A 25,037-nucleotide genomic window follows, 5' to 3' on the forward strand; every position below is an offset into this window, starting at 1 on the left:
CGATGACCCGGCTCAGCGTCAACGTCAACAAGATCGCCGTGCTGCGCAATTCGCGCGGCGGCGACCTGCCCAGCGTGCTCGATGCGGCGCGCGCGTGCCTGCAGGCCGGCGCGCACGGCATCACCGTGCACCCGCGCCCGGACCGGCGCCACATCCACGCCGAGGACGTGCTCGCGCTGGCCGCGCTGACCGGCGAACACGGCGTGGAGTTCAACATCGAAGGCAACCCGTTCGCGCCGCCGCGGCCCGGCTATCCGGGCCTGATCCCGCTGTGCGCGCAGGTGCGTCCGGCGCAGGCCACGCTGGTGCCCGACGGCGACGGCCAGCTGACCTCCGACCACGGCTTCGACTTCGCCCGCGACGGCGAGCGCCTGCGTCCGCTGGTCGCCGAACTAAAGGCGTTGGGCTGCCGGGTCAGCCTGTTCGTCGACGCCGGCAATCCGGACCTGGCGCGCGCGGCCGAACTCGGCGCCGACCGGGTCGAGCTATACACCGGGCCGTATGCGGAAGCCTTCGACCGCGGCGCTGCCGCGGCCCCGGCAGCCTTCGCCGACGCCGCGCGCCGCGCCCGCGCCGCCGGCCTCGGGGTCAATGCCGGCCACGATCTGTCGCAGGCCAACCTGCCCGCGTTCCTGGACGCGGTCCCGCAGGTGCTGGAGGTCTCGATCGGCCACGCGCTGATCGGCGAGGCGCTGTACGCCGGCCTCGACGCCACGGTCCGGGCCTATCTGGCGATCCTTGCCGCGGCCAGGTAGGCGGGTAATTAGGTAGGGCATCCGCTTGGACGATCCGGGCGTGCGCCGCGGCAGCAGCGACAGGAAGATACTTCCGGAACCGGATCGGAACCACGCTCGGCTCTGCCGTCGCGCGCGACGCCGGAGCAAAAAAAACGCCACCGTTTCCGGTGGCGTTCGCAGTCGCGTCATGACTGAGGTATTGCGGTATCGCGTTATTGCACGAAGCCGATCTTCTTCATGTCCGAATTCTTGGCGGCGGCCAGCACCTTGGCCATCACTTCGTATTCGGAATCCGGATTGGCATCGATGCGCAGTTCCGGCTGGTTGCTCGGATCGCGCTGTACTTCGTTTTCCATCATCTGCTGAAGCGCGGTCACCGCCACCGGGCTGTTGTTCCAGAAGATCTGGTTCGACGCATCGATGCGCAGATCGATCGGCGGCGGCGGTTCGCGCAACTGCGGCGGCGGGTTGATCACCCGCTGCGGCAGATCCACGTCGATCGGATAGGTCATGATCGGCGCGGTCACGATGAAGATGATCAGCAGCACCAGCATCACGTCGACCAGCGGCGTGACGTTGATGTCGGCCATGGGACCACGGCCACCACCTGAACTGAAGGCCATGGCTCAGTTCCCCTTCTCTTTGGTCGCAACGAAACCGACGTCCAGCATGCCCTGACTCTGCGCGATCTTGGTGATCTCGTTGATCGTGCGCATCTTGGTCGTGCGGTCGCCGCGCAGGTTGAGCGGCGGCTGCGGGGTCTGCTGGGCCGCGGTAGAAAAGCGCGATTCCAGGGCTTCCTTGGAAATCGGCTGATCGTTCCAGTAGAGCGACCCGTCTTCCTTGACCGCCAGCGTGATCGGAGCGGTGCGCTTTTCCGCTTCCTCCGGATCCTGCTTGAGGTTGGCTTCGGGCAGTTCCACCTTGACCTTGTGGGACATCAGGGGCGCCGTGATGATGAAGATGATCAGCAGCACCAACATCACGTCCACGAGGGGCGTGACGTTGATGTCGGCCATGGGGCCGCCGCTGTTACCACTACTGAAAGCCATAACGGGCTCCGTTAATCGTTGCGTGGACTACTCGGACCGGATCAGCGAACGCGCGAGCCGGTGGCGAAGAAGTCGTGCAGGTCGTGGGCGAACGTATCGAACTTGGCGATCGCGGTGCTGTTGACCTTGCTGAAGAAGTTGAAGGCGAACACGGCCGGGATCGCGACGAACAGGCCGATCGCGGTCATGATCAGCGCTTCGCCGACCGGGCCGGCGACGGCGTCGATCGAGGCCGAACCGGTGGCACCGATCTTGATCAGCGCGCCGTAGATGCCCCAGACCGTACCGAGCAGACCGACGAACGGCGCGGTCGCACCGACGGTGGCCAGCAGGGTCATGCCCGACTGCAGCTTGGTGCTTTCGCGGGTCACGGCCTGACGCAGCGCGCGATCGACGAACTCCGAACGGCTCAGGGTCTCGCCCAGGCCGGTGCCGGTGCCGGCTTCTGCACGCTGGTGGTGCGCAGCGGCCTGCGCGGCGTCGAGGGCGATCTTCGAGAACGGCTCGCTCGCCGGCTGCTCTTCCATCGCACGGATGGCGTCCTGCGCGTTCGGCGTATCCCAGAACAGGCTGGTGACGCGGTCGGCCTGGCTCTTCAGACGGGTGGCGCGGAAGATGTTGATGACGGTCCAGTACCAGGACAGCGCCGACATGATGATAAGGGTGATGAGCACCACCCAGGAGACGGCGAAGTCACCCGGATTGGAGGTCATCTCGGTGATCAGGTGCTCGAAGCCCATCTGCGACAGGGCGTTCGATGCGTTGTTGCCCCCCGCAGCAGCGGCGATGAAAATTTCCTGCAGCATGACGCTTACCTTTGTTGTGTGTGGTGGTGAGGGTGGTGCAAAGAGTAGACAGAGCGGGCGGTCCGGCGGGTGCGCCGGTACCGACCCACCTTTGCATCAGTTCAGCGCGAAGTTGACGGGGACGCGTACGCGGCCGGCAGTCTTCTGTCCATTTACGACAGCGGAATTGAACCGCCACTTGCGCGCTGCTTCCATGGCTGCGCGGTCCAGGTCGCGGTTGCGGCTGGATTTCTCGACGGAAACGTTGGTGACGTTACCGTTGGGATCGACATCGATGATCAGGATCACCTCGCCTTCCACGCCCGCCCGGAATGCGGCCGGCGGGTACTTCGGCGGGTTCATGGCCTTCGACGAGATGTCCACGCTGGCGCCGATGTCGCTGGGCGCAGCCGGCGGGGCCGGCGGCGACGGCGGGGTGGCGATGTCGCTGGGACGCGGTTCCGGCACGTCGATCACCGGCGCTTCCGGCGGCGGCGGCAACGGCGTCGGCTTCGGCGGCGCCAGGTTCTTGACCGGCGGCGGCGGCGTTTCCGGCGGCTTCGGCGGCGGCGGCGGCGGCGGCGGGGGCGGCGGTGGGGCGTCGACCAGAGTCACGACGATGTTGCGTTCCTTTTCCGCAGGCGCTTTCGGCGCCACGGCAGGAATCAGCAACAGCATCAGCGCCGCCAGATGCAGTGCAATTACGAAGGCAATACCGATGATGCGCGGCCAGCTTAGGCCGGAAGCTTCATCCGTGTCGTAATGCCGATGAATGACCAGTTGTTCCGTCATGCGCCAATGACTCATTAGGGGGGGCCGGGATTCGCGATGAATCTGAATCCCAGTTCACGCGGTGTCACACCGCAGGAACCTCCAAGCTTATACCAATCCCGGCGACCTGCACTACTTTAAGCACTGGTTTTCGGGGGCTTTTTTCGCGGTTTACTTCAGGTTGACGATTTTTTTCGCGTCTTCCGGCTTCTTGACGCCCTTGGCCAGGGCCTGCTGCGCCGCCTGCTTGGCCTCCGGGATGCGTCCTTCCGAATGCAGCACCTTGGCCAGGTTCAAGTAGGTCTCCCCGTCCTTGGACAGCGGCGCGGCCTTCTGCCAGTTCTCGATCGCCTGCGGGACCTGGTCGGTGTAGTAGTACGACTGCGCCAGCGCCAGGTAGGTCTGGTAGTCGGGCTTGAGGATGCCCTTCTGCAGGCCCTCGTTGATCACCGCGATGACGTCCTTTTCCTTGTTGTCGGTGTTGGCGTAGATCGAGTACAGCTGCTTGTATTCCTTTTCGTCGGTCAGCTGGCCGGAAGCGCGCAGCTTGTCCATCACCGCGGCGGCCTTGTCCATCTGGTCGGCCTGCATGTACATGCTGGCCAGGTTGATCTGCGCCTTCTTGTCGTTCGGGGTCTTGGCCGCCAATGCCTCGGCCGCCTTGACCGCTTCGCCGGTCTGGCCGGCCTCGGCGTAGGACGCCATCAGCAGCTGGTTCCAGCTGTCCTTCGGCTCCGGCGAGGCGGCGATGGCCTGCTGCAGCACCGGGATCGCCTCCTGGTAGCGCTCGGTCTGGTACAGCGCCTGCCCCTTCAGGATCAGGTCCTCGGCGCGCGTGGACTTGGACTCGGCCAGGAACTTGTCGAGCGTGGCCAGGCCTTCGGCGGTCTGGTCGTCCTGCAGCTGCAGCTGCGCCAGCATCAGCATCGACTGGAAGTGGCCGTTGTTGTCCAGGCCGTTCAACTGGATCGCCTGCTGCAGGTACTGCTTGGCGGCGGCGTTGTCGTCGAGGTTGTAGGCGGCCTGCGAGGCCAGCTGCGCGGCGATCGCCTTGTCGTACTCGTTGGCCGAGCCGTTGGCCAGTACCTCGTCGGCCTGCGCGCGCACCGCGGCGTAGTCCTCGCCCTTGTTATAGGTGTCGATGAGCTTCTGCAGCTTGCTGCCCAGCTTCGACGACGGCTTGCCGGTCGGCTCCTTGCGGGTGGCGTTGGGGAACATCACTTCGGCCTTGTCGCCGCCCTTGGACTTGCGCGACTGGCGCTGCTCGGCGCGCTCGGAGCCGGACTGCGCCACGGCGTCGGCGACCACCGCGCCGCCGAGGGCGGTGGCGATCACCAGAGACAACAGCGCGTGCTTGTGGGTACTGAATTTCATGGATCACCTCGGTGGAACCGCCCGGAGCGGCACGGAAAGACGTAAGCGGCCATCCAGGCCGAGCCAGCAAAACTAACAGAAACCTGTACGCCGTGAAAACGGTTTAGGCCGCTTCGGCGCTTCGGCGCCGGGCGAGCCTTGGCTCACCCGCACTTGGGGACCCGGCCGGCGCTGCGCGCCTGCGCGTACACCGGCTGCAGCGCGGCGACGTCGCGCTGCAGTTCGCCGATGCGGGCGCTGGGGTCCGGATGGGTGGACAGCCACTGCGGCGGGCGCTGGCCGCCGGCGGCCATCATGTTCTTCCACAGGTCCACCGCCTGCGCGGGATTGAAGCCGGCCTGCGCCATCAGCCGCTGGCCGACCACGTCCGCCTCGCTTTCCTGGGTGCGCGAACCGGGCAGCAGGAACGCCGCCTGCGCGGTCATCCCGCCGACCTGGCCGACGGTGTCGGCGGCGGCGCTGCCGTAGCGCGCGCCGGCCAGCGCGCCGAGCAGGCTCAGCCCGGTCTGGGCGCCCATCTGCCGGGTGATGCGTTCTTCGTGGTGGCGCGAGATCACGTGGCCGATCTCGTGGCCGAGCACGGCCGCCAGCTGGTCCTGGTTCTTGGCCACGCGGAAGATGCCGCTGTTGACGCCGACCTTGCCGCCGGGCAGGGCGAAGGCGTTGGGCTCGTCGTCGGCGAACAGCGCGGTTTCCCAGCCGGTGCTGCGCCACTGCGGCGGCAGCTGCGCCACCAGCGCATTGACCACGCAGCGCACATAGGCGTTCTGCTGCGGATTCTTGTCGATCGGCTCCTTCGCCTTGGATTCGGCGAACGCCTGCGCGCCCAACTGGTCCAGCTGCTGCTGGGAGACGCCGCCCACCACCTGCCTGCGGCCGGTCGGCGAGGTCGTGGTCGCACACGCAGCCACCAGCACCGCGATCGATGCGCCCAATAACACGCTTCTCATACTTGTCCCCTTATGACACGTCTCACAGTGTGTCCGGTGACGTCTTAACTTTTCGTCAAACAAAGCTTCAAGTTGCGCCAAACCAGTACAAGGCGGCCACCGCGATGGCGTTGTTCAGGCCATGGGCGGCGATCGGCGCCCACAAGGTGCCGGTGCGCCGGTACAGCCAGGCGAACGCGGCGCCCATGCTGCCGTAGACCAGCCACAGCTGCGCGATCTCGGCCGGGCCGTTGCCGCTGGTGCCGGGCAGTTCGTGGACCAGCGCGAAGGCGGCGCTGCTGAGCAGCAGGCCCAGGCCGGGACGGCCGGCGGCCCACAGGCGCCCGAACAGCACGCGGCGGAACAGCAGTTCCTCGTACGCCGGGGCGATCAGCACCGCGAACACGAACAGGAACACCGGCATCTGCGCCATCGCCTCGCGCATCAGCGGCAGGTTGGTCGGCACCGGCTTGATCCCGAACTGCGCGCACACCGCGCTGATCAGGCTGCTGCCGACGAACACCGCCGCGGCCACCAGCAACGTCCACGCCCACGTCGCCGGGCGCCCCGCGGCCTGCCACGATCCGCGGCGCTCGGCGGCGCTGGCCGGGCGGCGCAGGAAATACAGCAGCAGCGCCGCGGCCGAGGTGCTGAACAGCGCGATCAACAGCTGCGCCAGCGCGCCCGGCTGCCCGACCTGCGCCATCAGCCCGCTCGGGGTCAGCCCCTGTTCGCGCGCCTGCATCGCCAGCTGGAAGCCGCGCAGCACGCTCCAGGCCACGCCGCACAGCACGCTGACCACCACCAGCACCACGGCGGCCAGCACCAGGTCCAGCGCGAAACCGGGAAGCGGCCGCCGCCACCAGGCCTGCGGGGCGAGCGGCGGCGGAACGGGAGAAGTGTGCGACGGCAGCGAGGTCATCGCGATCCTGGGCGAGAGCAGGCTAGGGAAGGGTGGCGCCGCCCTGGCGCGAGCGCAGGGCGGGCGATACCGCGGTCAGATATCGAGGTTGGCGACCTTCAGCGCGTTTTCCTCGATGAAGTCGCGACGCGGTTCGACCACGTCGCCCATCAGGGTGCTGAAGATCTGGTCGGCCGCGACCGCATCCTCGATGCGCACCTGCAACAGACGGCGCGTATCCGGATTGACCGTGGTTTCCCACAGCTGTTCGGCGTTCATTTCGCCCAGGCCCTTGAAGCGCTGGATCTGCCGGCCCTTCTTGGCCTCGTCGAACAGCCAGGCGTGGGCCTGCGCGAAGCTGGTGATCGCCTGGGTCTTGTTGCCGCGCACGATCTGCGCGCCCTCGCGCACCAGCCCGCTCAGCGCCTGCGCGACGTCGCGCAGCGGGCGCAGCTCGCCGCTTTCGAACACCGCCATCGGCAGCACCTGGATCAGTTCCTCGCCCATGTGGCGGCGCACCGCGATCAGGGTCGCCGCACGCTGCTCGGTCGCCGGCTCGAAGCGCAGCTGGTAGCGGGCGGTGCCCAGGCTGCCGCGGTTGAGCACCGCCTGCAGCGCTTCCAGGCTCGGATGGCGCTCGCCTTCGGCCTGCAGCTCGGCCACGTCCAGCGGCGGCAGGTCGATCAACGCGGTCAGCAGCGCCGGGTCGTAGCGGTGCGCGTTGCGCGCGATCGCGTCGTTGGCGCTGGCGAACAGCAGCAGCAGCTTCTCAAGCGCGCTGCCGGTGATCGGCGGCTCGTCGGCGGCCGGGATCAGCGCCGCGCCTTCGACCGCGCTGTTGGCCAGGTAGGCGTTGAGCGCATTGTCGTCCTTCAGGTACAGCTCCTGCTTGCCCTGCTTGAGCCGGTACAGCGGCGGCAGGCCGATGTACACGTAGCCGCGCTCGATCAGCTCCGGCATCTGCCGGTAGAAGAACGTCAGCAGCAGGGTGCGGATGTGCGCGCCGTCCACGTCGGCGTCGGTCATGATGATGATGCGGTGGTAGCGCAGCTTGTCCGGGTTGTACTCGTCGCGGCCGATGCCGGTGCCCAGCGCGGTGATCAGCGTGCCGACCTGGTCGGAGGCCAGCATGCGGTCGAAGCGTGCACGTTCCACGTTGAGGATCTTGCCGCGCAGTGGCAGCACCGCCTGGTTCTTGCGGTTGCGGCCCTGCTTGGCCGAGCCGCCCGCCGAGTCGCCCTCGACGATGAACAGCTCCGACAGCGCCGGATCCTTTTCCTGGCAGTCGGCCAGCTTGCCGGGCAGGCCGGCGATGTCCAGCGCGCCCTTGCGGCGGGTGAGGTCGCGGGCCTTGCGCGCCGCTTCGCGGGCACGCGCGGCATCGACGATCTTGCCGGCGATGGCCTTGGCCTCGTTGGGGTTCTCCTGGAGGAACTCCTGCAAACGCGCGCCGAACGTGTTCTCAACGGCAGGCTTCACGTCGGAACTGACCAATTTCTCCTTGGTCTGCGACGAAAAGCTGGGATCGGGCACCTTCACCGACAGCACCGCGATCATGCCTTCGCGCATGTCGTCGCCGGACAAGGTGATCTTGGCCTGCTTGGCGATGCCGTTCTGTTCGATGTAGTTGGACAGGGTGCGGGTCAGCGCCGCGCGGAAGCCGGCCAGATGGGTGCCGCCGTCCTTCTGCGGGATGTTGTTGGTGAAGCAGAACATCGTTTCCTGGTAGGCATCGGTCCACTGCAGCGCCACGTCGACCACGATGCCGTTCTGCTCGCCGGTCACCGAGATCACGTTGGGGTGCAGCGGGGTCTTCAGCTGCGCCAGGTGCTCGACGAAGCTGCGGATGCCGCCTTCGTACTGGAACACGTCCTGGCGGCCTTCGCCGCGCTCGTCCTGCAGGGTGATCTTGACCCCGGAGTTCAGGAACGACAGCTCGCGCAGACGCCGCGCCAGGATGTCGTAGTGGAACTCGACGTCGCTGAAGATCTCCACCGCCGGCTTGAAGCGCAGGGTGGTGCCGCGCTTGTCGGAGGCCTCCAGCTGCTTCAGCGGGTACTGCGGCTCGCCCAGCTTGTATTCCTGCTGGTAGTGGTAGCCGTCGCGCCACACGTCCAGCCACAGGTGCTCGGACAGCGCGTTGACCACCGACACGCCGACGCCGTGCAGGCCGCCGGACACCTTGTAGCTGTTGTCGTCGAACTTGCCGCCGGCGTGCAGCACGGTGAGGATCACCTCGGCCGCGGATACGCCTTCTTCCTTGTGGATGTCGACCGGGATGCCGCGCCCGTTGTCGGAGACCTGCACCGAGCCGTCGACCATGATCTTGACCAGCACATTGTCGGCGTGGCCGGCGAGCGCTTCGTCGATGGAGTTGTCGACGACCTCGAACACCATGTGATGCAGACCGGTACCGTCGTGGACGTCGCCGATGTACATGCCGGGACGCTTGCGCACCGCTTCCAGGCCACGCAGCACGGTGATCTTGCTGGAGTCGTAGTTGGTGTTGGCGGGCGGGGTGGGCTGGATCTGTTCTTCGGTCATGCGCTTGCCGTAGGCTCCGCGAGTCGGGCGACGACGGGCTGGCCGCATCGCGCCGAAAGATAGGGGATTGCGACAGAATTATAGCAGCCAGGGGCGACCGGCTGCCGGATGCTCAGGTCGCGGGCGCCAGCTGCCCATGTTCCACGTGGAACCGAGCGATCGGGAGCGAGCGGTCGGCGAGCGCCTGCGGGGTTTCGGTGGCGGTGATGAAGATCTGCGACCGGCCGCGCTGCAGGCGTTCCAGCACCCGGTGCTGATGGTGCTGGTCCAGTTCCGACGCTAGGTCATCGAGGGCGATCACCGGCCACTCGCCGCGCTGTTCGGCATAGTCCTCGGCCTGGGCGAGCAGGCAGGCGAGCGCGGTGAGCTTGGCCTGGCCGCGCGACAGCGCGTCTCGCCCCGGGATCTGCGCGAAGCTCAGCGTCCAGTCGGCCCGGTGCGGTCCCACCGAGGTGTAGCCGTGCAGGCGGTCCCGCTCCCGGTTCAGCAGCAGGGCATCGGCCAGCGAGACCTCGTGGCGGCGCCAGCCAGGCACGAACTCCAGGTGCTGGATGCCCAGCGCGGGCGCAAGTTCCGGGCTGAGCGCCAGCAACCGCTCCAGCAGCCGCTCGAGATAGCGCTGGCGCCGCGAGGTCAGCGGCTCGCCGGCCTCGGCCAGTTCTATGTCCCATGCGTCGAGCGCCGCGCCGCCGCCACCACTCTTCAGCAGTGCGTTGCGCTGCTTGAGGGCCCGGGCGTAGCGGCGCCACAGCGCCAGGAAATCAGGTTCCACGTGGAACAACCCCCAGTCCACGAAGCGGCGCCGGGGCTCGCCGCTGCCGCTGACCAGCACGTGGCTGCCGGGCTCGAACGTCACGACGGCCAGTGCCGCGCAAAGGGTACCGAGGTAGGGCACGTCCTCGCCGTCCAGACGCCCGCGCCATTCCTGGCCGCTGTGGTGCAGCCCGGCACGGCGGCGGCGGGGCAACGCGGGGTCCGCGCCGCGCTCCTGCCATTCGACGAACACTTCCAGCGCCGCCTGGCCCTGGCTGACCAAGCCATCGCGTACCCGTCCGCGAAAGCTCCGCCCATAGGCCATCAGATGCATGGCCTCGAGCACCGTGGTCTTGCCGGCGCCATTGTCGCCGGTGATCAGGTTCAACCCTGGCGCGGGCGCCAGTTCGACCGAGGCGAAACGGCGCAGATGGTGAAGGTCTAGGCGGGTGACGTGCATGCGGGGCCGGATCGCTGCGAAGGAGACTCGGCGCGTGCCGGCAGGTGGTCTGGAGGAGGGCGGAGCATACCCAATCGGAATGGTGGCGTCGCTGCCCGCGCGGGCTGCCCGTCAGCAACCGGGCGGAAAGCGACGGCCATCCGTCTCGCGAATGAGGCTAAGAAGATTCATGGCTACTACGTCGGCACTTCAGGCGGAAATGCGGTGCGTCAGGCTATCGCTGGTCCTGATCGGCCGCTGGCGCCTACTCCCCACGTTGTTCCACGTGGAACAACGACTGTCGGAGCCGCAGAACCCTTCGAACAACGAATAGGGCAGCAACGGCCTCTAGTCACGGGTAGGCTTGCTGACAACGGCTACCGATCCTCGCTGACCGGCCTCGGACGGCCAATCCACGGCAAGCTAGTTGATGCAGCCCTCCGGCGCGTGGCCCAACCCACGAACCAAGGGCCGTTCGCAGTGCGCCGCACCGGCCTTTGGCCGACAGCCGTGCATAAACCACATGTGCCCAGAGCGCCCCGCTCGTTGGGTAGCAATCCGAAGCGTCCGCGTCCGTTAGTGGGAACGAAGACCTCCGAAAACGAGAAAACCCGGCCTAAGCCGGGTTCTCTACGTTCCACGTGGAACATGCGGAGCTGTCAGAGCCGCAGCGGCATCACCACGTGGCGCGACTTCGAGCTGCTGGCCTCGCGCACCAGCGCCGACGAATTCGCGTCGCGTAGCTGGATCACGATGAACTCCTCGCGCAACGCCGATAGGGCGTCGAGCAGGTAGTTCACGTTGAAGCCGATCGCCAGGTCGCTGACCTTGGTGTCCGCCTCGATCTCTTCCTGCGCCTCTTCCTGCTCCGGGTTGTGCGCGCTGATCTTCAGCTGGCCCGGCGAGACTTCCACGCGCACGCCGCGGTACTTCTCGTTGGACAGGATCGCCGCACGCTGCAGCGATGCGCGCAGCGCCTCGCGATCCAGCTTGACCTCGCGGTCTGCGCCGATCGGGATCACCGCTTCGTAATCGGGGAAACGGCCGTCGATCAGCTTGGAGGTGAAGGTGACATCGTCGCGCTTGACCCGCACGTGGCTGCGACCGACCTCCAGCTCGACCTCGCGATCGCCGCCTTCCAGTAGCCGCTGCAACTCGGTGACGCCCTTGCGCGGCACGATGATCTGGCGCTTGGCGCCGCCGGCGTTCTCCAGCTCGGTCTCGCACAGCGCCAGGCGGTGGCCGTCGGTGGCCACGCAGCGCAGCGTCTGGTCGCGCAGGTCGAACAGCAGGCCGTTGAGGTAGTAGCGCACGTCCTGCTGCGCCATCGCGAACGCGGTGCGCTCGATCAGTTCCTTCAACGCCGCTTCCGGCACCGCGACGCGCTCGGTCGCTTCGACCTCGTCGACCGACGGGAAGTCGTTGGCCGGCAGCGTGGCCAGGGTGAAACGGCTGCGCCCGGCCTGCACGGTGACCTTGTCGCCGGACTGCGAGACGGTGATCCTGCTGCCGTCGGGCAGGGCACGGATGATCTCGAACAGCTTGCGCGCCGGGATCGTGGTTTCGCCGTCCTGAGCATCCTCGACGGCGATGCGCGACACCATTTCCACCTCGAGGTCGGTACCGGTCAGCGACAGCTGCCCGTTCTGGACCTGGACCAGGAAGTTGGCCAGAACCGGCAAGGTCTGGCGGCGTTCGACCACATTGACGACTTGCGCCAACGGCTTGAGAAAGGCTTCGCGCTGCAGTGTGAAACGCATGTGGTTCCGTGCCCCTATGCTTTAAAAGATGTGGAATAAATCAAAAGCTTGGTGGTGATGGTAGCGCCAAAAACGGTGCAAAGGTGACCTAACTCGTTGTATTGCCTTGGGAATTCGCCACCGCTAACCCATGTATTACTGCCCCTGGGGCGGTGGGAAAACCTGTGGATAGATTTGTGGCCTTCGCAGGACCGCTATTTATCCACAGTTTCTACAGGATTTGCCGAGAAATCATCCACCGATTTATCAAGCGGCCCCGCATGGCGGCGCGAACTCACTCGCTGAGCTTGCGGATCAGCTTGTCCCAGTCCTCGCGCAGCTTGCCGTCGGTCTCCATCAGGTGCTTGATCTGGCGGCAGGCGTGCAGCACGGTGGTGTGGTCGCGCCCGGCAAAGGCATCGCCGATCTCCGGCAGGCTGTGCTCGGTCAGTTCCTTGGTCAGCGCCATGGCCACCTGCCGCGGACGCGCCAGCGAGCGCGTGCGCCGCTTGGACAGCAGGTCCTTGATCTGCAGGCCGTAGTAGTCGGCCACGGTCTTCTGGATGTTGGGGATGCCGATCGCCTGCTGCTGCGCGCGCAACAGGTCGCGCAGGGTCTCCTGGGCGAACTCGGTGGTGATCGCGCGGCCGGTGAAGTTGGCGCGGGCGGCCAGCGTGTTGAGCGCGCCTTCCAGGTCGCGCACGTTCGAGCGCATCTTCTTGGCGATCAGGAACGCCACGTCGTCCGGGATCTCCGCGCCGCGCTCGCGCGCCTTGGCCAGCACGATCGCCGCGCGGGTCTCGAAGTCGGGCGGATCGATCGCCACCGACAGGCCCCAGGCCAGGCGCGACTTCAGCCGCGGCTCCAGGCCTTCGACCTCGCGCGGGTAGCGGTCGCAGGTCAGGATGATCTGCTGGCGGCCGTCGAACAGCGCGTTGAAGGTGTGGAAGAACTCCTCCTGCGTGCGGTCCTTGCCGGCGAAGAACTGGATGTCGTCGATCAGCAGCGCGTCCACCTGCTGGAACTGGCGCTTGAACTGGTCCATGGTCTTGTCCTGCAGCGCACGGATCATCGCGCTGAAGAACTGTTCCGAGCGCAGGTACATCACCCGCGCGTGGGGGTTCTGCTCGCGCATCGCGTTGCCGGCGGCGAACATCAGGTGGGTCTTGCCCAGGCCGGTGCCGCCGTACAGCAGCAGTGGGTTGTGCGCGCGGTCGCCAGGCTTCTGCGCCGCCTGCACCGCCGCGGCCAGGCCGAGCTGGTTGCTGCGGCCTTCGACGAAGTTGGCGAAGGTGTAGTGCGAATCCAGGTTGCCGGCGAACGGTTCCAGCAACGGCGCCGGCGGCTTGGTCGCGCTGACCGGTTCGGCGACGGGCGCCGGTTCCGGCGCGCGCGGGCGCGAGCCGACCTGCAGCGCCACCTCGCCGGAACCGGCGAAATAGGTCATCAGTTCGCGGATGCGCGCCAGGTAGCGATCGCGCACCTGTTCGACGATGAACGCGTTCGGGGCGTACAGGACCATGCTGTTGTCATGGCGCTGTTCGGCTTGCAGCGGTTTCAACCAGGTGTGAACGTCTTCGGCTGGAAATTCAGCTTCCAGACGTTCCAGGCAACGGGGCCAAGCATCCATCAGGTGTGATTCGTTGAGAGACCAGGCGTGAGGCGCGAAAAATCGCGGCGCACTCGGCCGGTGAAAGAGGAAAGCGGATGAACCAGACTACCATCGGGGGGCGGGGCCGGGAATGGTTTTCCCGCATCTATTCACAGATCCATCCACAGGCCGGCGCCGGCGCGGCCTTAAGCCCCTGATACAAGGCAGTTGACCGCAGCCCTGCCGACTCTATAGAATTTCCGGTTCTTTCCGCCTCATTCATACAGAGCGCCCCGATGGCCACCAAGCGCACCTTCCAGCCCAGCAACCTCAAGCGCAAGCGCGACCACGGCTTCCGTGCCCGTATGGCGACCGCCGACGGCCGCAAGATCCTGGCCCGTCGCCGCGCCAAGGGTCGTAAGCGCCTTAGCGCTTGATTGCTTCGCCGCCCCAGGCGGCGCCTGCAATCCCGACCGTGAATCTTCCCGACCCGCGTAGGCGATTTCCTCGCTCTGCGCGGGTTCGCACGTCTGCAGAATACCGCGTGGTGTTCGACGCGGCGCGGCGCTGCTCCGAACCGCTGATGAGCCTGCACTGGCGCAGCGCGGAGCATCCGGCGCGGCTGGGCCTTGCGGTGTCGCGCAAGGTGGACAAGCGCGCCGTCGTGCGCAACCGCATCAAGCGCGTGCTGCGCGAGGCCACGCGGCACGTGCTGCCGTGGCTGTCGCCCGGCGACTACGTGGTGGTGGCGCGCGCCGCCGCCGCCCAGGCCAGCGGCGAACAGCTGCGCCAGGCCTATCTGCGCCTGCTGCGCCGCGCCGGCGCATTGCCGGCTCCGGCCGCGGACGGCACAATGCCGCCGCCCATCACCCCTTCCTCCCCTTCCAAGCCAGAACCCCCTTCTGGCTGAGCCGAGCTTGCCTGTCCGATGAACCAGACCCGCCTTTTCCTGATCTTTGCCTGGCTGATGGTCGCGGCCCTGTTGTGGATGGAGTGGAACAAGGAGCACTCGGCGCCCGCGCCGGATGCGGCCGCCCTCGCTGCCGCGACCACGGTGCCGCCGGCGCAGGACGCCGACGTGGCCGCCGCCGCCGCCGTGCCGCGCGCCGCGCCGGCCGGTGCCGCGGCGGTGCCGGGCACGGCGGTCGAGCCCAGTGTCGCGCCGGTCGCCGGCGCCGCGCCGCGGGTCAGCATCCGCACCGACGTGCTGCAGCTGACCCTGGACGGGCGCAGCGTGTTCGACGCCGACCTGCTGCTGTTCCCGCAGACCAAGCAGGACGGCAGCCCGCCGGTGCAGCTGCTGACCGAGGACCCGGCGCATCCGTACACCGCCACCAGCGGCTGGGTCGGCGAGAACAACTCGCCGTCGCCGGGCCCGGGAGGTTTCCGTCCGGAACAGCCGGGCAACGAATTCGTGCTGGCCAAGGGCCAGGACACGCTGACGGTGCCGTTCGTCTGGAACGGCCCGGACGGCGTCAGCATCCGCCGCACCTACACCGTGCAGCGCGGCCATTACGCGATCCAGGTCAAGGACGAGATCGTCAACCAGGGCAGCAAGCCGTGGCAGGGCTATGTGTTCCGCAAGCTGAGCCGGGTGCCGACGGTGGTGAGCCGCGGCATGACCAACCCGGATTCGTTCAGCTTCAACGGCGCCACCTGGTTCAGCCCGCAGGAAGGCTACGAGCGCCGCCCGTTCAGCGACTACCTGGACGACGGCCCGCTGAACCGGACCATCTCCGGCGGCTGGGTCGCGCTGCTGCAGCACCACTTCTTCACCAGCTGGATCCCGCAGGCCGACCAGTCGGCGCTGTACCTGCTGTCCAACGACGGCCCGCGGCATGTGATCGAAGCGCGCGGCCCCGGCTTCACCGTCGCGCCGGGCCAGCGCGCCAGCAGCGAGGCGCGGCTGTGGGTCGGCCCGAAGCTGGTCAACCAGATCGCCAAGGAGAACGTGCGCGGCCTGGACCGGGTGGTCGACTACAGCCGCTTCTCGCTGATGGCGATCCTGGGCCAGGGCCTGTTCTGGGTGCTCAGCCACCTGCACACGCTGCTGGGCAACTGGGGCTGGTCGATCATCGGCCTGGTGGTCCTGCTCAAGCTGGTGCTGTATCCGCTGTCGGCGGCGCAGTACAAGAGCGGCGCCAAGATGCGCAAGTTCCAGCCGCGCATCGCGCAGCTGAAGGAGCGCTACGGCGACGACCGGCAGAAGTTCCAGACCGCGATGATGGAGCTGTACAAGAAGGAGAAGATCAACCCGATGGGCGGCTGCCTGCCGGTGCTGGTGCAGATGCCGATCTTCTTCGCCCTGTACTGGGTGCTGGTGGAGTCGGTGGAGCTGCGCCAGGCGCCGTGGTTCGCCTGGATCCAGGACCTGACCGCGCGCGATCCGTACTTCATCCTGCCGGTGATCAACGTGGCGGTGATGTGGCTGACGCAGAAGCTGACCCCCACCCCGGGCATGGACCCGATGCAGGCGCGGATGATGCAGTTCATGCCGCTGGTGTTCGGCGTGATGATGGCCTTCGTGCCGTCCGGCCTGGTGCTGTACTGGGTCACCAACGGGTCGCTGGGCCTGCTGCAGCAGTGGTGGATGATCAAGCGCCACGGCGAGGAGCCCGCGGCGGCGCCCAAGCCGCCGGCCAAGGCCAAGAAGTAACCCGCAACGCCCGCCGCCAGGCGGGCGTCGTCTTTGCGCCGGCCGCGCGTCGCGCGCCGTACGCATCCATCACCTCCAACCGAGCTGCCCCGGTCATGGCCGACCTCCGCTTCGCCTGCCTGCTGTCCCGCGCCGCGGTGTGCCTGAGCCTGGCCGCGGCGCTTGCCACGTGCGGGCGCGCGCCGCCGGCAGCGGACGCGGCGGCGAACGCGCCGGCCGCCGCGGCGGACCTGGGTTCGGAGGCGGTCCGCGCGCAGGCCGGGCAGATCGGCGCGCAGTTGCGCGAGCAGCTGGCGACGCAACGCAAGATCGTCGTGCTGCTGGCCGACGAGGCGAAGCAGAGCGCCGACGACCGGCAGGTCTCCAGCAGCGTCGGCCAGCAACTGTTCCACGAGGGGCTGGAGCGGCGCGCGGCGCTGCTGGCGCGCTTCGACGCGCTGCTCGCCTTGCGCGAACCGGCGCGCTATCCGGCGATCGCCACGCTGCTGGACTACATCGAATCGGCGCCGGACCTGTACGACGCCGACCGCCTGGCCTTCCGCGAACTGCTCGCCGATCTGCACGAGCGCATCGGCAAGGACTCGTCGCTGCCGGCGATCAAGCTGCACCAGCGCATCGGCGAGGACCTGGAGGCGCTGGACGAGATCGAGCGCAACTACAACCGCGAGATCACCGCGATCTTCAGCCGTTTCGACCGCACCCGCGCGATCGCGCAGAAGCGCGAGAAGTGGGACGACTACGTCGCGCACCTGCGCACGCTGTACACGCGCGAGGGCATCCTGCGCGACTACGGGGTCATCACCCCGTACCCGATGTCGATGCGCGACAGCGACCGCGAGGTGTTCGGCCGCGACCTGCCGCCCAAGACCGTGGTGCTGAGCTTCGACGACGGCCCGCATCGCGCGTACACCGACGAGATCGTCGCCATCCTCAAACGCTACGACGTGCCGGCGACGTTCTTCGAGGTGGGCCGCAACCTGGGCAAGGTCGGCGCCGACGGCCAGGTCGAACTGGCGCCGCTGGCCCAGGTCAGCCGCGGGCTGATGGCGCAGGGCTACACGGTGGGCAACCACAGCCTGACCCACGCGCAGCTGTCCAAGGAAAGCGGCGCCGCGCTGCGCAGCCAGATCCTGGACACCGACCGCATGCTGCGCGCGGTCGACGCCAAGCGCGCGTCGCTGTTCCGTTTCCCGTACGGCGCGCGCAACGCCGAGGGCATGCAGATCCTCGGCGAGGCCGGGCTGAAGTCGGTGATGTGGAACGTCGACTCGCTGGACTGGGCCGATCCGGTGCCCGAGTCGATCGTGCAGCGGGTGATCGAGCAGGTCGGGCGCGAACAGCGCGGCATCGTGCTGTTCCATGACATCCACGAACGCACGGTCAAGGCCTTGCCGCAGGTGCTGGACCGGCTCAGCGCCGACGGCTACCAGTTCGCGGCCTGGAACGGGCGCGACTTCAGCGTGGCGCGCCCGGCCGCCAACGCGGCGGCGCCGGCGGTGACCAGCGGCTACGACAAGTCGTGGGCGATCGTCATCGGCATCGACGACTACGCGCGCTGGCCGAAGCTGCAATACGCGGCCAACGACGCGCAGGCGATCGCGCAGACGCTGACCGGCAGCTTCGGCTTTCCGTCCTCGCAGGTGATCGTGCTGAAGAACCAGGACGCCACCCGCAACAACATCCTGGCCGCGTTCCACGATCGCCTCGCGCACGGCGGCATGGGCAAGAACGACCGCGTGTTCGTGTTCTTCGCCGGGCACGGCGCCACGCGCAGGCTGGCCTCCGGCCGCGACCTGGGCTACATCGTGCCGGCCGATTCGGATCCGGCGCAGTTCGCCACCGACGCGATCCCGATGACCGAGATCCAGGACATCGCCGAAAGCCTGGAGGCCAAGCACGTGCTGTTCGTGATGGACGCGTGCTACAGCGGCTTGGGCCTGACCCGCGGCGGCGGATCCACCGCCGCGTACCTGCGCGAGAACGGGCGGCGCATCGCGCGGCAGATGCTCACCGCCGGCGGCGCCGACCAGCAGGTCGCCGACAGCGGCCCGAACGGGCATTCGGTGTTCACCTGGGTGCTGCTGCAGGCGCTGTCGGGCAAGGGCGACTTGAACGGCGACGGGCTGATCACCGGCACCGAGCTGGCCGCCTACGTGGCGCCGGCGGTGTCGGGCATCTCGCCGCAGACGCCGGCGTTCGGCAGCCTGCCCGGTTCGCAGGGCGGCGAGTTCGTGCTGCAGGTGCCCGAGGGCGAGGAGTTCCTGACCGCCAGCACGCAGCAGCTGTCGTCCGCGGCGATCGCGATGAACGACCGCGTCGATGCGGCGGCGCTGCCGGCGGCGGCCGACCTGCCGGCGAACGCGGCGCCGCCGCCGGTGCTGGTGAAGGACCTGCAGGGCGGCGAGCGGCCGCTGGCGCTGCCCGCCGCGGCCGGACCGCTGTCGGACCGGCAGCGCGCCCAGCGCGCCAACGACCGCGGCCTGCAGCTGTACAAGGAAAAGCGCTACGACGAGGCCGAGGCGCAGTTCACCGAAGCGCTGAAGCTGCGGCCGGATTTCGCGCTGGCGGCCAACAACCTCGGTTTCATCTACTACCGCCAGGGCAAGTACGCGCAGGCGGCGCGCTGGCTGGAGAACACGCTGAAGATCGACCCCTCGCGCGCGGTGGCCTATCTGAACCTGGGCGATGCGTACCGCCGCCTCGGCGACGCGGACAAGGCCAGGCGGGCGTTCCAGACCTACCTGGAGCTGCAGCCGGCCGGCGCGTCGGCCGCGTATGCACGCGAACAACTGAAGACGCTGTAGCCTGCGCGGACCACAAGGATGCCCGCCATGCCGCAGACCGCTCCCGACACCATCGTCGCCATCGCCACCGGTCCGGCCGCCGGCGGCGTCGGCGTGATCCGCATCTCCGGCACCCTGGCCGCGCTGGTCGGGGTCGGCCTGGGCGTGGCCGAGCCGGTGCCGCGCCGCGCGCAGTACGCGCGCTTCCTCGACGCGCACGGCGAGACGCTCGACGACGGCCTGGCGCTATGGTTCCCGGCGCCGCGCAGCTTCACCGGCGAGGACGTGCTGGAACTGCAGGCGCACGGCAGCCCGGTGCTGCTGCGGCAGCTGGTGGCGCGCTGCTGCGAACTCGGCGCGCGCCCGGCGCGCCCGGGCGAGTTCAGCGAGCGCGCCTTCCTCAACCGCAAGCTCGACCTGGCCCAGGCCGAGGCGATCGCCGACCTGATCGCGGCCGGCGACCTGCGCGCGGCGCGCGCGGCGCGGCGTTCGCTGGACGGCGTGTTCTCGCGCCGCATCGATACCCTGGTCGAACAGCTGGCCCGGCTGCGGATCCACGTGGAGGCGACGATCGATTTCGCCGACGAGGCGCTGGACACGCTCGGCGGCGAGCAGCTGCGCGCCGGCCTGGCGCGCGCGCGGCAGGAACTGGCGCAACTGCTGGGCGAGGCCGAGCGCGGCCGGCGCCTGCGCGACGGGCTGCATGCGGTGCTGGTCGGCCCGCCCAACGCCGGCAAGAGCTCGCTGCTCAACGCGCTGGCCGGCAGCGAGCGCGCCATCGTCACCGACATCGCCGGCACCACCCGCGACACCCTGCACGAGACCGTGCGCCTGGACGGCCTGGAACTGACCCTGGTGGATACCGCCGGGCTGCGCGACGGCGGCGATGCGATCGAGCGCGAAGGCATGCGCCGCGCGCGCGAGGAGCTGCAGCGCGCCGACCTGGCGCTGGTCGTGCTCGATGCGCGCGATCCGGCCGCCGGCCGCGCGGCGATCGCCGAGGCGGTGGCGCAGGTGCCGCAACGGCTATGGATCCACAACAAGCGCGACCTGCTCGACACGGTGCCGGCCGGCGACGACGACAGCGTCCACGTGTCCGCCGCCACCGGCGAAGGGCTGGACGTCTTGCATGCGCGGCTGCGCGCGCTGGCCGGCGCCGCCGCCGGCGACGGGGCGGACGGCGAGTTCTCCGCGCGTGCGCGCCACGTGGAAGCGCTGCAGCGCGCGGGCGAGCACGCCGCCCATGCGGCGGCCGAGCTGGCGCACGAGCGGCTGGAACTGGTCGCCGAGGAGCTGCGCCTGGCGCACGCCGCGCTGGGCGAGATCGTCGGCCAGGTCAGCGCCGACGACCTGCTGGGCCGGATCTTCTCCAGCTTCTGCATCGGCAAGTAGGCCGGTGCCAGGCCGCCGGCGCGCGCCCGTTCAGGGCGCCAGCGCGGCCAGCTGCGCGCGGTTGGCCTGCAGCCACTGCCCGAACGGCTGCGGCGCCTGACCGGTCAGCGCCTGGTAGTCGCCGCTGACGGCGGCCACGCGGCCGGCAGCGGTGTTGACGTCGAACGAGGCCAGCACGCGCGCAAGCGGTTCGGGAACGCCGGCCGCGGCCATGCCCTGGACCAACGCGTCGACCGGCACCGGCAGCACCTGGATCGGCTTGCCGACGGCCTGCGCGACCCGCGCGGCGATCTCGGCGGTGGTGTAGGCCTGCGCGCCGCTGAGGGTCAAGGTGCGCTTGGCGTCGCCGTCGTCGGACAGCGCCACGGCAGCGGCGCGCGCCAGGTCGTCGCGGGCGATGTGCGCGATGCGGCCGTCGCCGGCGGCGCTGTACCAGTGGCCGGAGGCCAGGGTCGACGGCAGCTGCATGAACAGGTTCTCGAAGTACCAATGGTTGCGCAGCACGGTCCAGCCGGGCAGGGCGCTGGCGGCCAGCGCGTCCTCGGTGCCGGCGTGGTCGGGCGCGAGCAGCAGCGGCGAATCGTGCGGTTCGGGGCAGGAGGTGTAGACCACGTGGCGCACGCCGGCGCGCTCGGCCGCGGCGATCGCCGCGCGGTGCTGCTCGAGCCGGTGGCCGGGACGGTCCAGCGCATCGGTGCTGATCAGCAGCAGGCGTGCGACGCCGTGGAAGGCCGCGTCCAGCGACGCGGGGGCATCGAAGTCGCCGTGGCGCACGTCGACGCCGCGCGCCGCCCAGGCGGCCAGCGCGTCGGGGCGGCGGGTCAGGGCGACGACGCGCGCCGGCGGCAGCTGCAGCGTGTCGAGCAGATGGGCCAGCACGCGTTGGCCGAGCTGGCCACCGGCACCGGTGACGAGCAGCGAATCGGGACGATCGGACATAGGGGGATTCCTGGTGGAGAGGGTACCGGCAGTGCCATCGAGGCCGCAGCGCGCCGGACGCCATGGTCTGAAAAAGGAACCTGGTGCATAGTAGAGATCACCGCTGGCCTGTAAATAAGGCAGTTTTTCCGCCCCTGATTACCCCGAGGTAACCACCATGCCCGCCACCGACCCGCACGCCGCCGCGCTCGCCGACCCGCCGCTGAGCCAGAAGCTGCGCGGCTACCGGGACGAGGGCATGCAGATCGACCAGTGCCCGGTGCGCGACGTGCTGGCGCAGATCGGCGACAAGTGGAGCACCCTGTTCCTGATGCTGCTGGCCGAACGGCCGCACCGCTTCGGCGAGCTGCGCCGCGCGGTGCCGGACATCTCCCAGCGCATGCTGACCCAGACCCTGCGCGACCTGCAGCGCGAAGGCCTGGTCGCGCGGCAGGTACTGCCGCTGGTGCCGCCGGGCGTGGAATACCGGCTGACCCCGCTGGGGCAGTCGCTGAGCGCACCGCTGGCGCAACTGGTGCGCTGGGCCGAGGCCAACCATGCGGCGGTCCGCGCAGCGCGCAGCGAGTTCGCCGACGCGCACTGAGCGGCGCGCCGCGGCGATGGCCGTGGCGCTGGGACTGCATGCATCCATGGCGGTCCGCGCGGAGCGCTGCGCATCGATTCGCCGGTTCGCGGCTAGCGCGCTATCCGTTGCACGTGGGCGCTTCGCGGCCTTCGCGGCGCACGCAGCGGAAGGTGGCTGCACGGCGCACCGTCCCCGGTAGCCCGCACACGCGCCGTCGCGTTCGGCGTCGGCGCATATCGCCACGCGGCAATGCGGAAAACCGCGTCAATCTTCCAATACGCGCACCGGCCCGCGGCGCAACATGCCTGCACCGACGACGCGCCGGCAACCGCGCGAGCGCGCCAGGCGCACGACCAGGCCGCAAGGCGTCGCCGCAGCGCAGGACAGGCGGCAGCGGCAGCCATGGGTGTGTGGTATGCGCCGCCGATCGTGGCGATGGCCTTGCGCATCCGCCCGGCTGCGTCCGTCGGCACGCTCATCGTCCAACCGCCTACGTCTTTCGTCGCGTTCAAGGATCTCCCATGCAACTGAAACGTTTCGTGCTCGCGCTGTCCCTGGCCGCGGCGGCCACGTGGAGCGTGCCGTCGGCATCGGCCCGCGCCGCCGCCGCCACGCCGCCGGTCGCGGTCGGGCCGCAATACGACACCACGCACGTGTACGTGGCGCCGGAGGATGTCGACGCTTTCGTCGCCAGCTTCCTGGCGACCTTCGGCGGCAAGAGCACGCCGCAGGTGGTGGCCACGGTGACGCCGACACCGAGCAGCACCACCTCGCAACTGCTGCAGACGCCGGTGGGCACGGTGTCGCTGTTCGGCTTCAAGACCCCGATCCCGTATCCGTTCGGCGCCGAGCGCACCGGCTACCTGGTCCAGGACATGGATGTGGCGATCCGGGCCGCGCGCGCCAGCGGCGCCGACGTGCTGGTGGCGCCGTTTCCCGACCCGATCGGCCGCGATGCGGTGATCCAGTGGCCGGGTGGCGTCAACACGCAGCTCTACTGGCATACCCGCGCGCCGGCGTACCCGGCCCTGCGGACCGTGCCGGAAAACCGCGTCTACGTGTCGCCGGACCGCGCCGATGCGTTCGTGCGCAGCTTCGTCGCCTTCTCGCACGGCAAGGTGGTGGCGGACCAGGCGCATACGCCGGGCGTGGAGATCGGCCGTGCGGGCGGCCACTACCGCCGCATCCGCATCGAGTCCACCTTCGGCAAGCTGGCGGTGCTGGTCAGCGACGGACACCTGCCCTATCCGTACGGCCGCGAGCTGACCGGCTACGAAGTGGCCGACGTCGATGCCACACTGGCCAAGGCGGAGGCGTCCGGCGCGCAGGCGCTGGTGCGGCCGTTCGATGCGGACGGGCGGCGCGCGGCGATGCTGCGCTTTCCCGGCGGCTACGTCGCGGAGATCCACAGCGCGGGCACGCGTTGACGGTGCCGCCACGCGCGCGAACACCGGTGGCGCCGCGGCGCGATCCGGGGCCATGGATCGCGCCGGGTGCGTGGCCACCGGACAACGCCACTGCAACGGCGCGGCCGCGGCGCGCAAGTGCGCCTGCGTCGCCGCGAGCGGTGCACGCTGCCGCCGGGGCGCAGCGCATCCTCCGCATGCCGTGCCGCAGCGACGCGCGCGCGGCGCGCAAGGCGGCCGCGGTGTTGCTGGGCGTGCTGCCGTTCGCCGGCTCCACGTGCGCGCTGGCCGAGGACGCCGCCAGCCCGGCGCGGCCTGCGCTCGGGACCAACCGCTGGCAGGAAGACTGGTCGGCGCTGGCCGATCCGGCGCTGCGCAGCCAGGCGCTGGACAGGCTGAAGTACCTGTCGCTGCCGGACGGCGCTGCGCAGCGCTACGCCTCGTTCGGCCTGAACCTGCGCGAGCGCTTCGAGTCCAACGACGCGCCCGGCCTCGGCGCGGGCGGCAGCGGCGCCGACGCCTACCTGTTGCAGCGGTTGCAACTGCATGCCGATCTGCGCCTGGCCGCGCACTGGCAGGCGTTCGCGCAACTGGAAGACGTGCGCGCCTATGCCAAGCGGGCGCGTTCGGGCGCCGACCAGAACCGGTTGGATCTGCGCCTGGCCTTCGTCGCCTACAGCCGCCGTTTCGATGCCGGGACGTTCAAGGCGCGGGTCGGGCGGCAGGACTTCGCGTTCGACCTGCAGCGCTTCGTGTCCTCGCGCGATGGGCCGAACGTGCGCCAGTCCTTCGATGCGGTGTGGGCCGACTGGGAGACCGGCACCTGGCGCTTCATCGGCTTCGTCAGCCAGCCGGTGCAGTACGCCGACGGCGAAACCTTCGACGACGCTTCCAGCGGGCGCGTCCGCTTCGGCACGCTGCGCGCGGAGCGCCACGTGCTGGGCGACAACGAACTGTCGGGCTACTACGCGCGGTACGAGCGGGACCAGGCGCGCTACGCGGACGGCAGCGGCCGCGAGCGCCGCCACGTGTTCGACCTGCGCTTCGCCGGCCAGGCGGGCGCATGGGACTGGGACCTGGAGACGATGGCGCAGCGCGGCAGCGTTGGTGCGCAGCAGATCCGCGCGTGGGCGCTCGGCGCGCGCGGCGGTCACGCCTGGACGGCCGCGCCGTGGCAGCCGCGACTGGGCCTGCAGCTCGACGCCGCCTCCGGCGACGCACGTGCGGGCGACCGCACGCTCGGCACGTTCAACCCGCTGTTCCCCAACGGCTACTACTTCTCTCTCGCCGGCTACACCGGCTACAGCAACCTGATCCACGTCAAGCCGTCGTTGCGCGTGGCATGGGACGACAGCACCGAGGTGACCCTGGCGCTGGGCCTGCTGTGGCGGCAGACCACCGCCGATGCGGTGTATGCGCAGCCGAACGTGGCCATCGCCGGCACCGCCGGGCAGGGCGGGCGCCGGAGCGGACGCTACGCGCAGCTGCGCGTGGACAAGGCGTTCTCGCCGCAGCTGGATGGCGCGCTGGAAGCGGTGCGCTACCAGGTCGGCGATGCGCTGCGGACCGCGGGCGCGCACGACAGCGACTATCTCGGGATCGAGATGAAATACGGCTGGTGACGCGGCCGTGGCGGGAACGTCGCGGTCCTGCACGAGCGCCGTTGTCGTTTCGGGCTCCG

At 69.2% G+C, this 25,037-nt stretch carries 21 protein-coding genes; 9 read left to right on the forward strand and 12 right to left on the reverse strand.

Going from position 1 to position 25,037, the window contains the following annotated elements; translation table 11 throughout:
* The first annotated feature begins 2 nt into the window (after positions 1-2).
* Complete coding sequence (locus tag JR065_RS09165; RefSeq protein WP_206233767.1) at positions 3-755, forward strand: pyridoxine 5'-phosphate synthase; 753 nt, start codon at positions 3-5, stop codon at positions 753-755.
* A 194-nt stretch (positions 756-949) separates the two neighbouring features.
* On the opposite strand, the gene JR065_RS09170 is transcribed toward JR065_RS09165, so the two are convergent.
* The 11 genes from JR065_RS09170 to dnaA all read right to left on the reverse strand — a co-directional run bounded on the left by JR065_RS09170 (position 950) and on the right by dnaA (position 13,654).
* Positions 950-1,360 carry an ExbD/TolR family protein gene (locus JR065_RS09170; protein ID WP_206233768.1) on the reverse strand — a complete coding sequence of 137 codons (411 nt, stop codon included), beginning with the start codon at positions 1,358-1,360 and terminating at the stop codon, positions 950-952.
* Positions 1,361-1,363: 3 nt separating this feature from the next.
* On the reverse strand, positions 1,364-1,789 hold the full coding sequence (locus tag JR065_RS09175; protein WP_206233769.1) for an ExbD/TolR family protein: 426 nt from the start codon (positions 1,787-1,789) through the stop codon (positions 1,364-1,366).
* A gap of 41 nt (positions 1,790-1,830) precedes the next feature.
* Complete coding sequence (exbB, locus tag JR065_RS09180) at positions 1,831-2,595, reverse strand: TonB-system energizer ExbB (RefSeq protein ID WP_206233770.1); 765 nt, start codon at positions 2,593-2,595, stop codon at positions 1,831-1,833.
* Between the two features lie 96 nt (positions 2,596-2,691).
* Positions 2,692-3,366 (reverse strand): energy transducer TonB, encoded by a 675-nt coding sequence (locus JR065_RS09185; RefSeq protein WP_429001848.1) that lies wholly within the window; start codon positions 3,364-3,366, stop codon positions 2,692-2,694.
* Positions 3,367-3,516: 150 nt separating this feature from the next.
* Entirely contained in the window at positions 3,517-4,719 is a 1,203-nt protein-coding gene (locus JR065_RS09190; RefSeq protein WP_206233771.1) for a heme biosynthesis protein HemY, read from the reverse strand.
* Between the two features lie 143 nt (positions 4,720-4,862).
* On the reverse strand, positions 4,863-5,669 hold the full coding sequence (locus JR065_RS09195) for a M48 family metallopeptidase (protein ID WP_206233772.1): 807 nt from the start codon (positions 5,667-5,669) through the stop codon (positions 4,863-4,865).
* A gap of 67 nt (positions 5,670-5,736) precedes the next feature.
* Positions 5,737-6,570, reverse strand: a complete 834-nt coding sequence (locus JR065_RS09200) for a CPBP family intramembrane glutamic endopeptidase (protein ID WP_206233773.1) — start codon at positions 6,568-6,570, stop codon at positions 5,737-5,739.
* 75 nt (positions 6,571-6,645) lie between these two features.
* Positions 6,646-9,093 carry a DNA topoisomerase (ATP-hydrolyzing) subunit B gene (gene gyrB / locus JR065_RS09205; RefSeq protein WP_206233774.1) on the reverse strand — a complete coding sequence of 816 codons (2,448 nt, stop codon included), beginning with the start codon at positions 9,091-9,093 and terminating at the stop codon, positions 6,646-6,648.
* Between the two features lie 112 nt (positions 9,094-9,205).
* Positions 9,206-10,306, reverse strand: a complete 1,101-nt coding sequence (recF, locus tag JR065_RS09210) for a DNA replication/repair protein RecF (protein ID WP_206233775.1) — start codon at positions 10,304-10,306, stop codon at positions 9,206-9,208.
* Between the two features lie 638 nt (positions 10,307-10,944).
* Positions 10,945-12,045, reverse strand: coding sequence for a DNA polymerase III subunit beta (gene dnaN / locus JR065_RS09215; RefSeq protein ID WP_206233777.1), 1,101 nt, complete (start codon positions 12,043-12,045; stop codon positions 10,945-10,947).
* A gap of 274 nt (positions 12,046-12,319) precedes the next feature.
* Entirely contained in the window at positions 12,320-13,654 is a 1,335-nt protein-coding gene (dnaA, locus tag JR065_RS09220; protein WP_206233778.1) for a chromosomal replication initiator protein DnaA, read from the reverse strand.
* Positions 13,655-13,911: 257 nt separating this feature from the next.
* Between dnaA and rpmH the strand changes: the two genes are divergently transcribed.
* The 5 genes from rpmH (at position 13,912) to mnmE (ending at position 20,446) form a co-directional block, all read left to right on the forward strand.
* The gene (gene rpmH / locus JR065_RS09225; protein WP_003469983.1) at positions 13,912-14,052 is read left to right on the forward strand and encodes a 50S ribosomal protein L34; all 141 of its coding nucleotides are present in this window, start codon (positions 13,912-13,914) and stop codon (positions 14,050-14,052) included.
* A complete protein-coding gene (gene rnpA, locus JR065_RS09230; RefSeq protein ID WP_241093508.1) occupies positions 14,049-14,525 on the forward strand; it encodes a ribonuclease P protein component in 477 nt (158 codons plus the stop codon). Before rpmH ends, rnpA begins: the two co-directional genes overlap by 4 nt.
* Positions 14,526-14,543: 18 nt before the next feature.
* Complete coding sequence (yidC, locus tag JR065_RS09235) at positions 14,544-16,271, forward strand: membrane protein insertase YidC (protein WP_206233780.1); 1,728 nt, start codon at positions 14,544-14,546, stop codon at positions 16,269-16,271.
* 95 nt (positions 16,272-16,366) lie between these two features.
* Positions 16,367-19,075, forward strand: coding sequence for a tetratricopeptide repeat protein (locus JR065_RS09240; protein ID WP_206233782.1), 2,709 nt, complete (start codon positions 16,367-16,369; stop codon positions 19,073-19,075).
* A gap of 27 nt (positions 19,076-19,102) precedes the next feature.
* Positions 19,103-20,446: a tRNA uridine-5-carboxymethylaminomethyl(34) synthesis GTPase MnmE gene (gene mnmE, locus JR065_RS09245; protein WP_206233783.1), complete on the forward strand. Its 1,344-nt coding sequence runs from the start codon at positions 19,103-19,105 to the stop codon at positions 20,444-20,446.
* A gap of 30 nt (positions 20,447-20,476) precedes the next feature.
* On the opposite strand, the gene JR065_RS09250 is transcribed toward mnmE, so the two are convergent.
* Entirely contained in the window at positions 20,477-21,385 is a 909-nt protein-coding gene (locus tag JR065_RS09250) for an SDR family oxidoreductase (protein WP_206233784.1), read from the reverse strand.
* 157 nt (positions 21,386-21,542) lie between these two features.
* On the opposite strand from JR065_RS09250, the gene JR065_RS09255 reads away from it, so the two are divergent.
* The 3 genes from JR065_RS09255 to JR065_RS09265 all read left to right on the forward strand — a co-directional run bounded on the left by JR065_RS09255 (position 21,543) and on the right by JR065_RS09265 (position 24,978).
* Entirely contained in the window at positions 21,543-21,968 is a 426-nt protein-coding gene (locus JR065_RS09255; RefSeq protein ID WP_206233785.1) for a winged helix-turn-helix transcriptional regulator, read from the forward strand.
* Positions 21,969-22,471: 503 nt separating this feature from the next.
* Positions 22,472-23,377, forward strand: coding sequence for a glyoxalase (locus JR065_RS09260; protein WP_241093509.1), 906 nt, complete (start codon positions 22,472-22,474; stop codon positions 23,375-23,377).
* 176 nt (positions 23,378-23,553) lie between these two features.
* Positions 23,554-24,978, forward strand: coding sequence for an alginate export family protein (locus JR065_RS09265; RefSeq protein ID WP_206233786.1), 1,425 nt, complete (start codon positions 23,554-23,556; stop codon positions 24,976-24,978).
* Positions 24,979-25,037: the final 59 nt, after the last annotated feature.

This window comes from Xanthomonas sp., from assembly GCF_017163755.1.
Taxonomy (GTDB): Bacteria; Pseudomonadota; Gammaproteobacteria; order Xanthomonadales; family Xanthomonadaceae; genus Xanthomonas_A.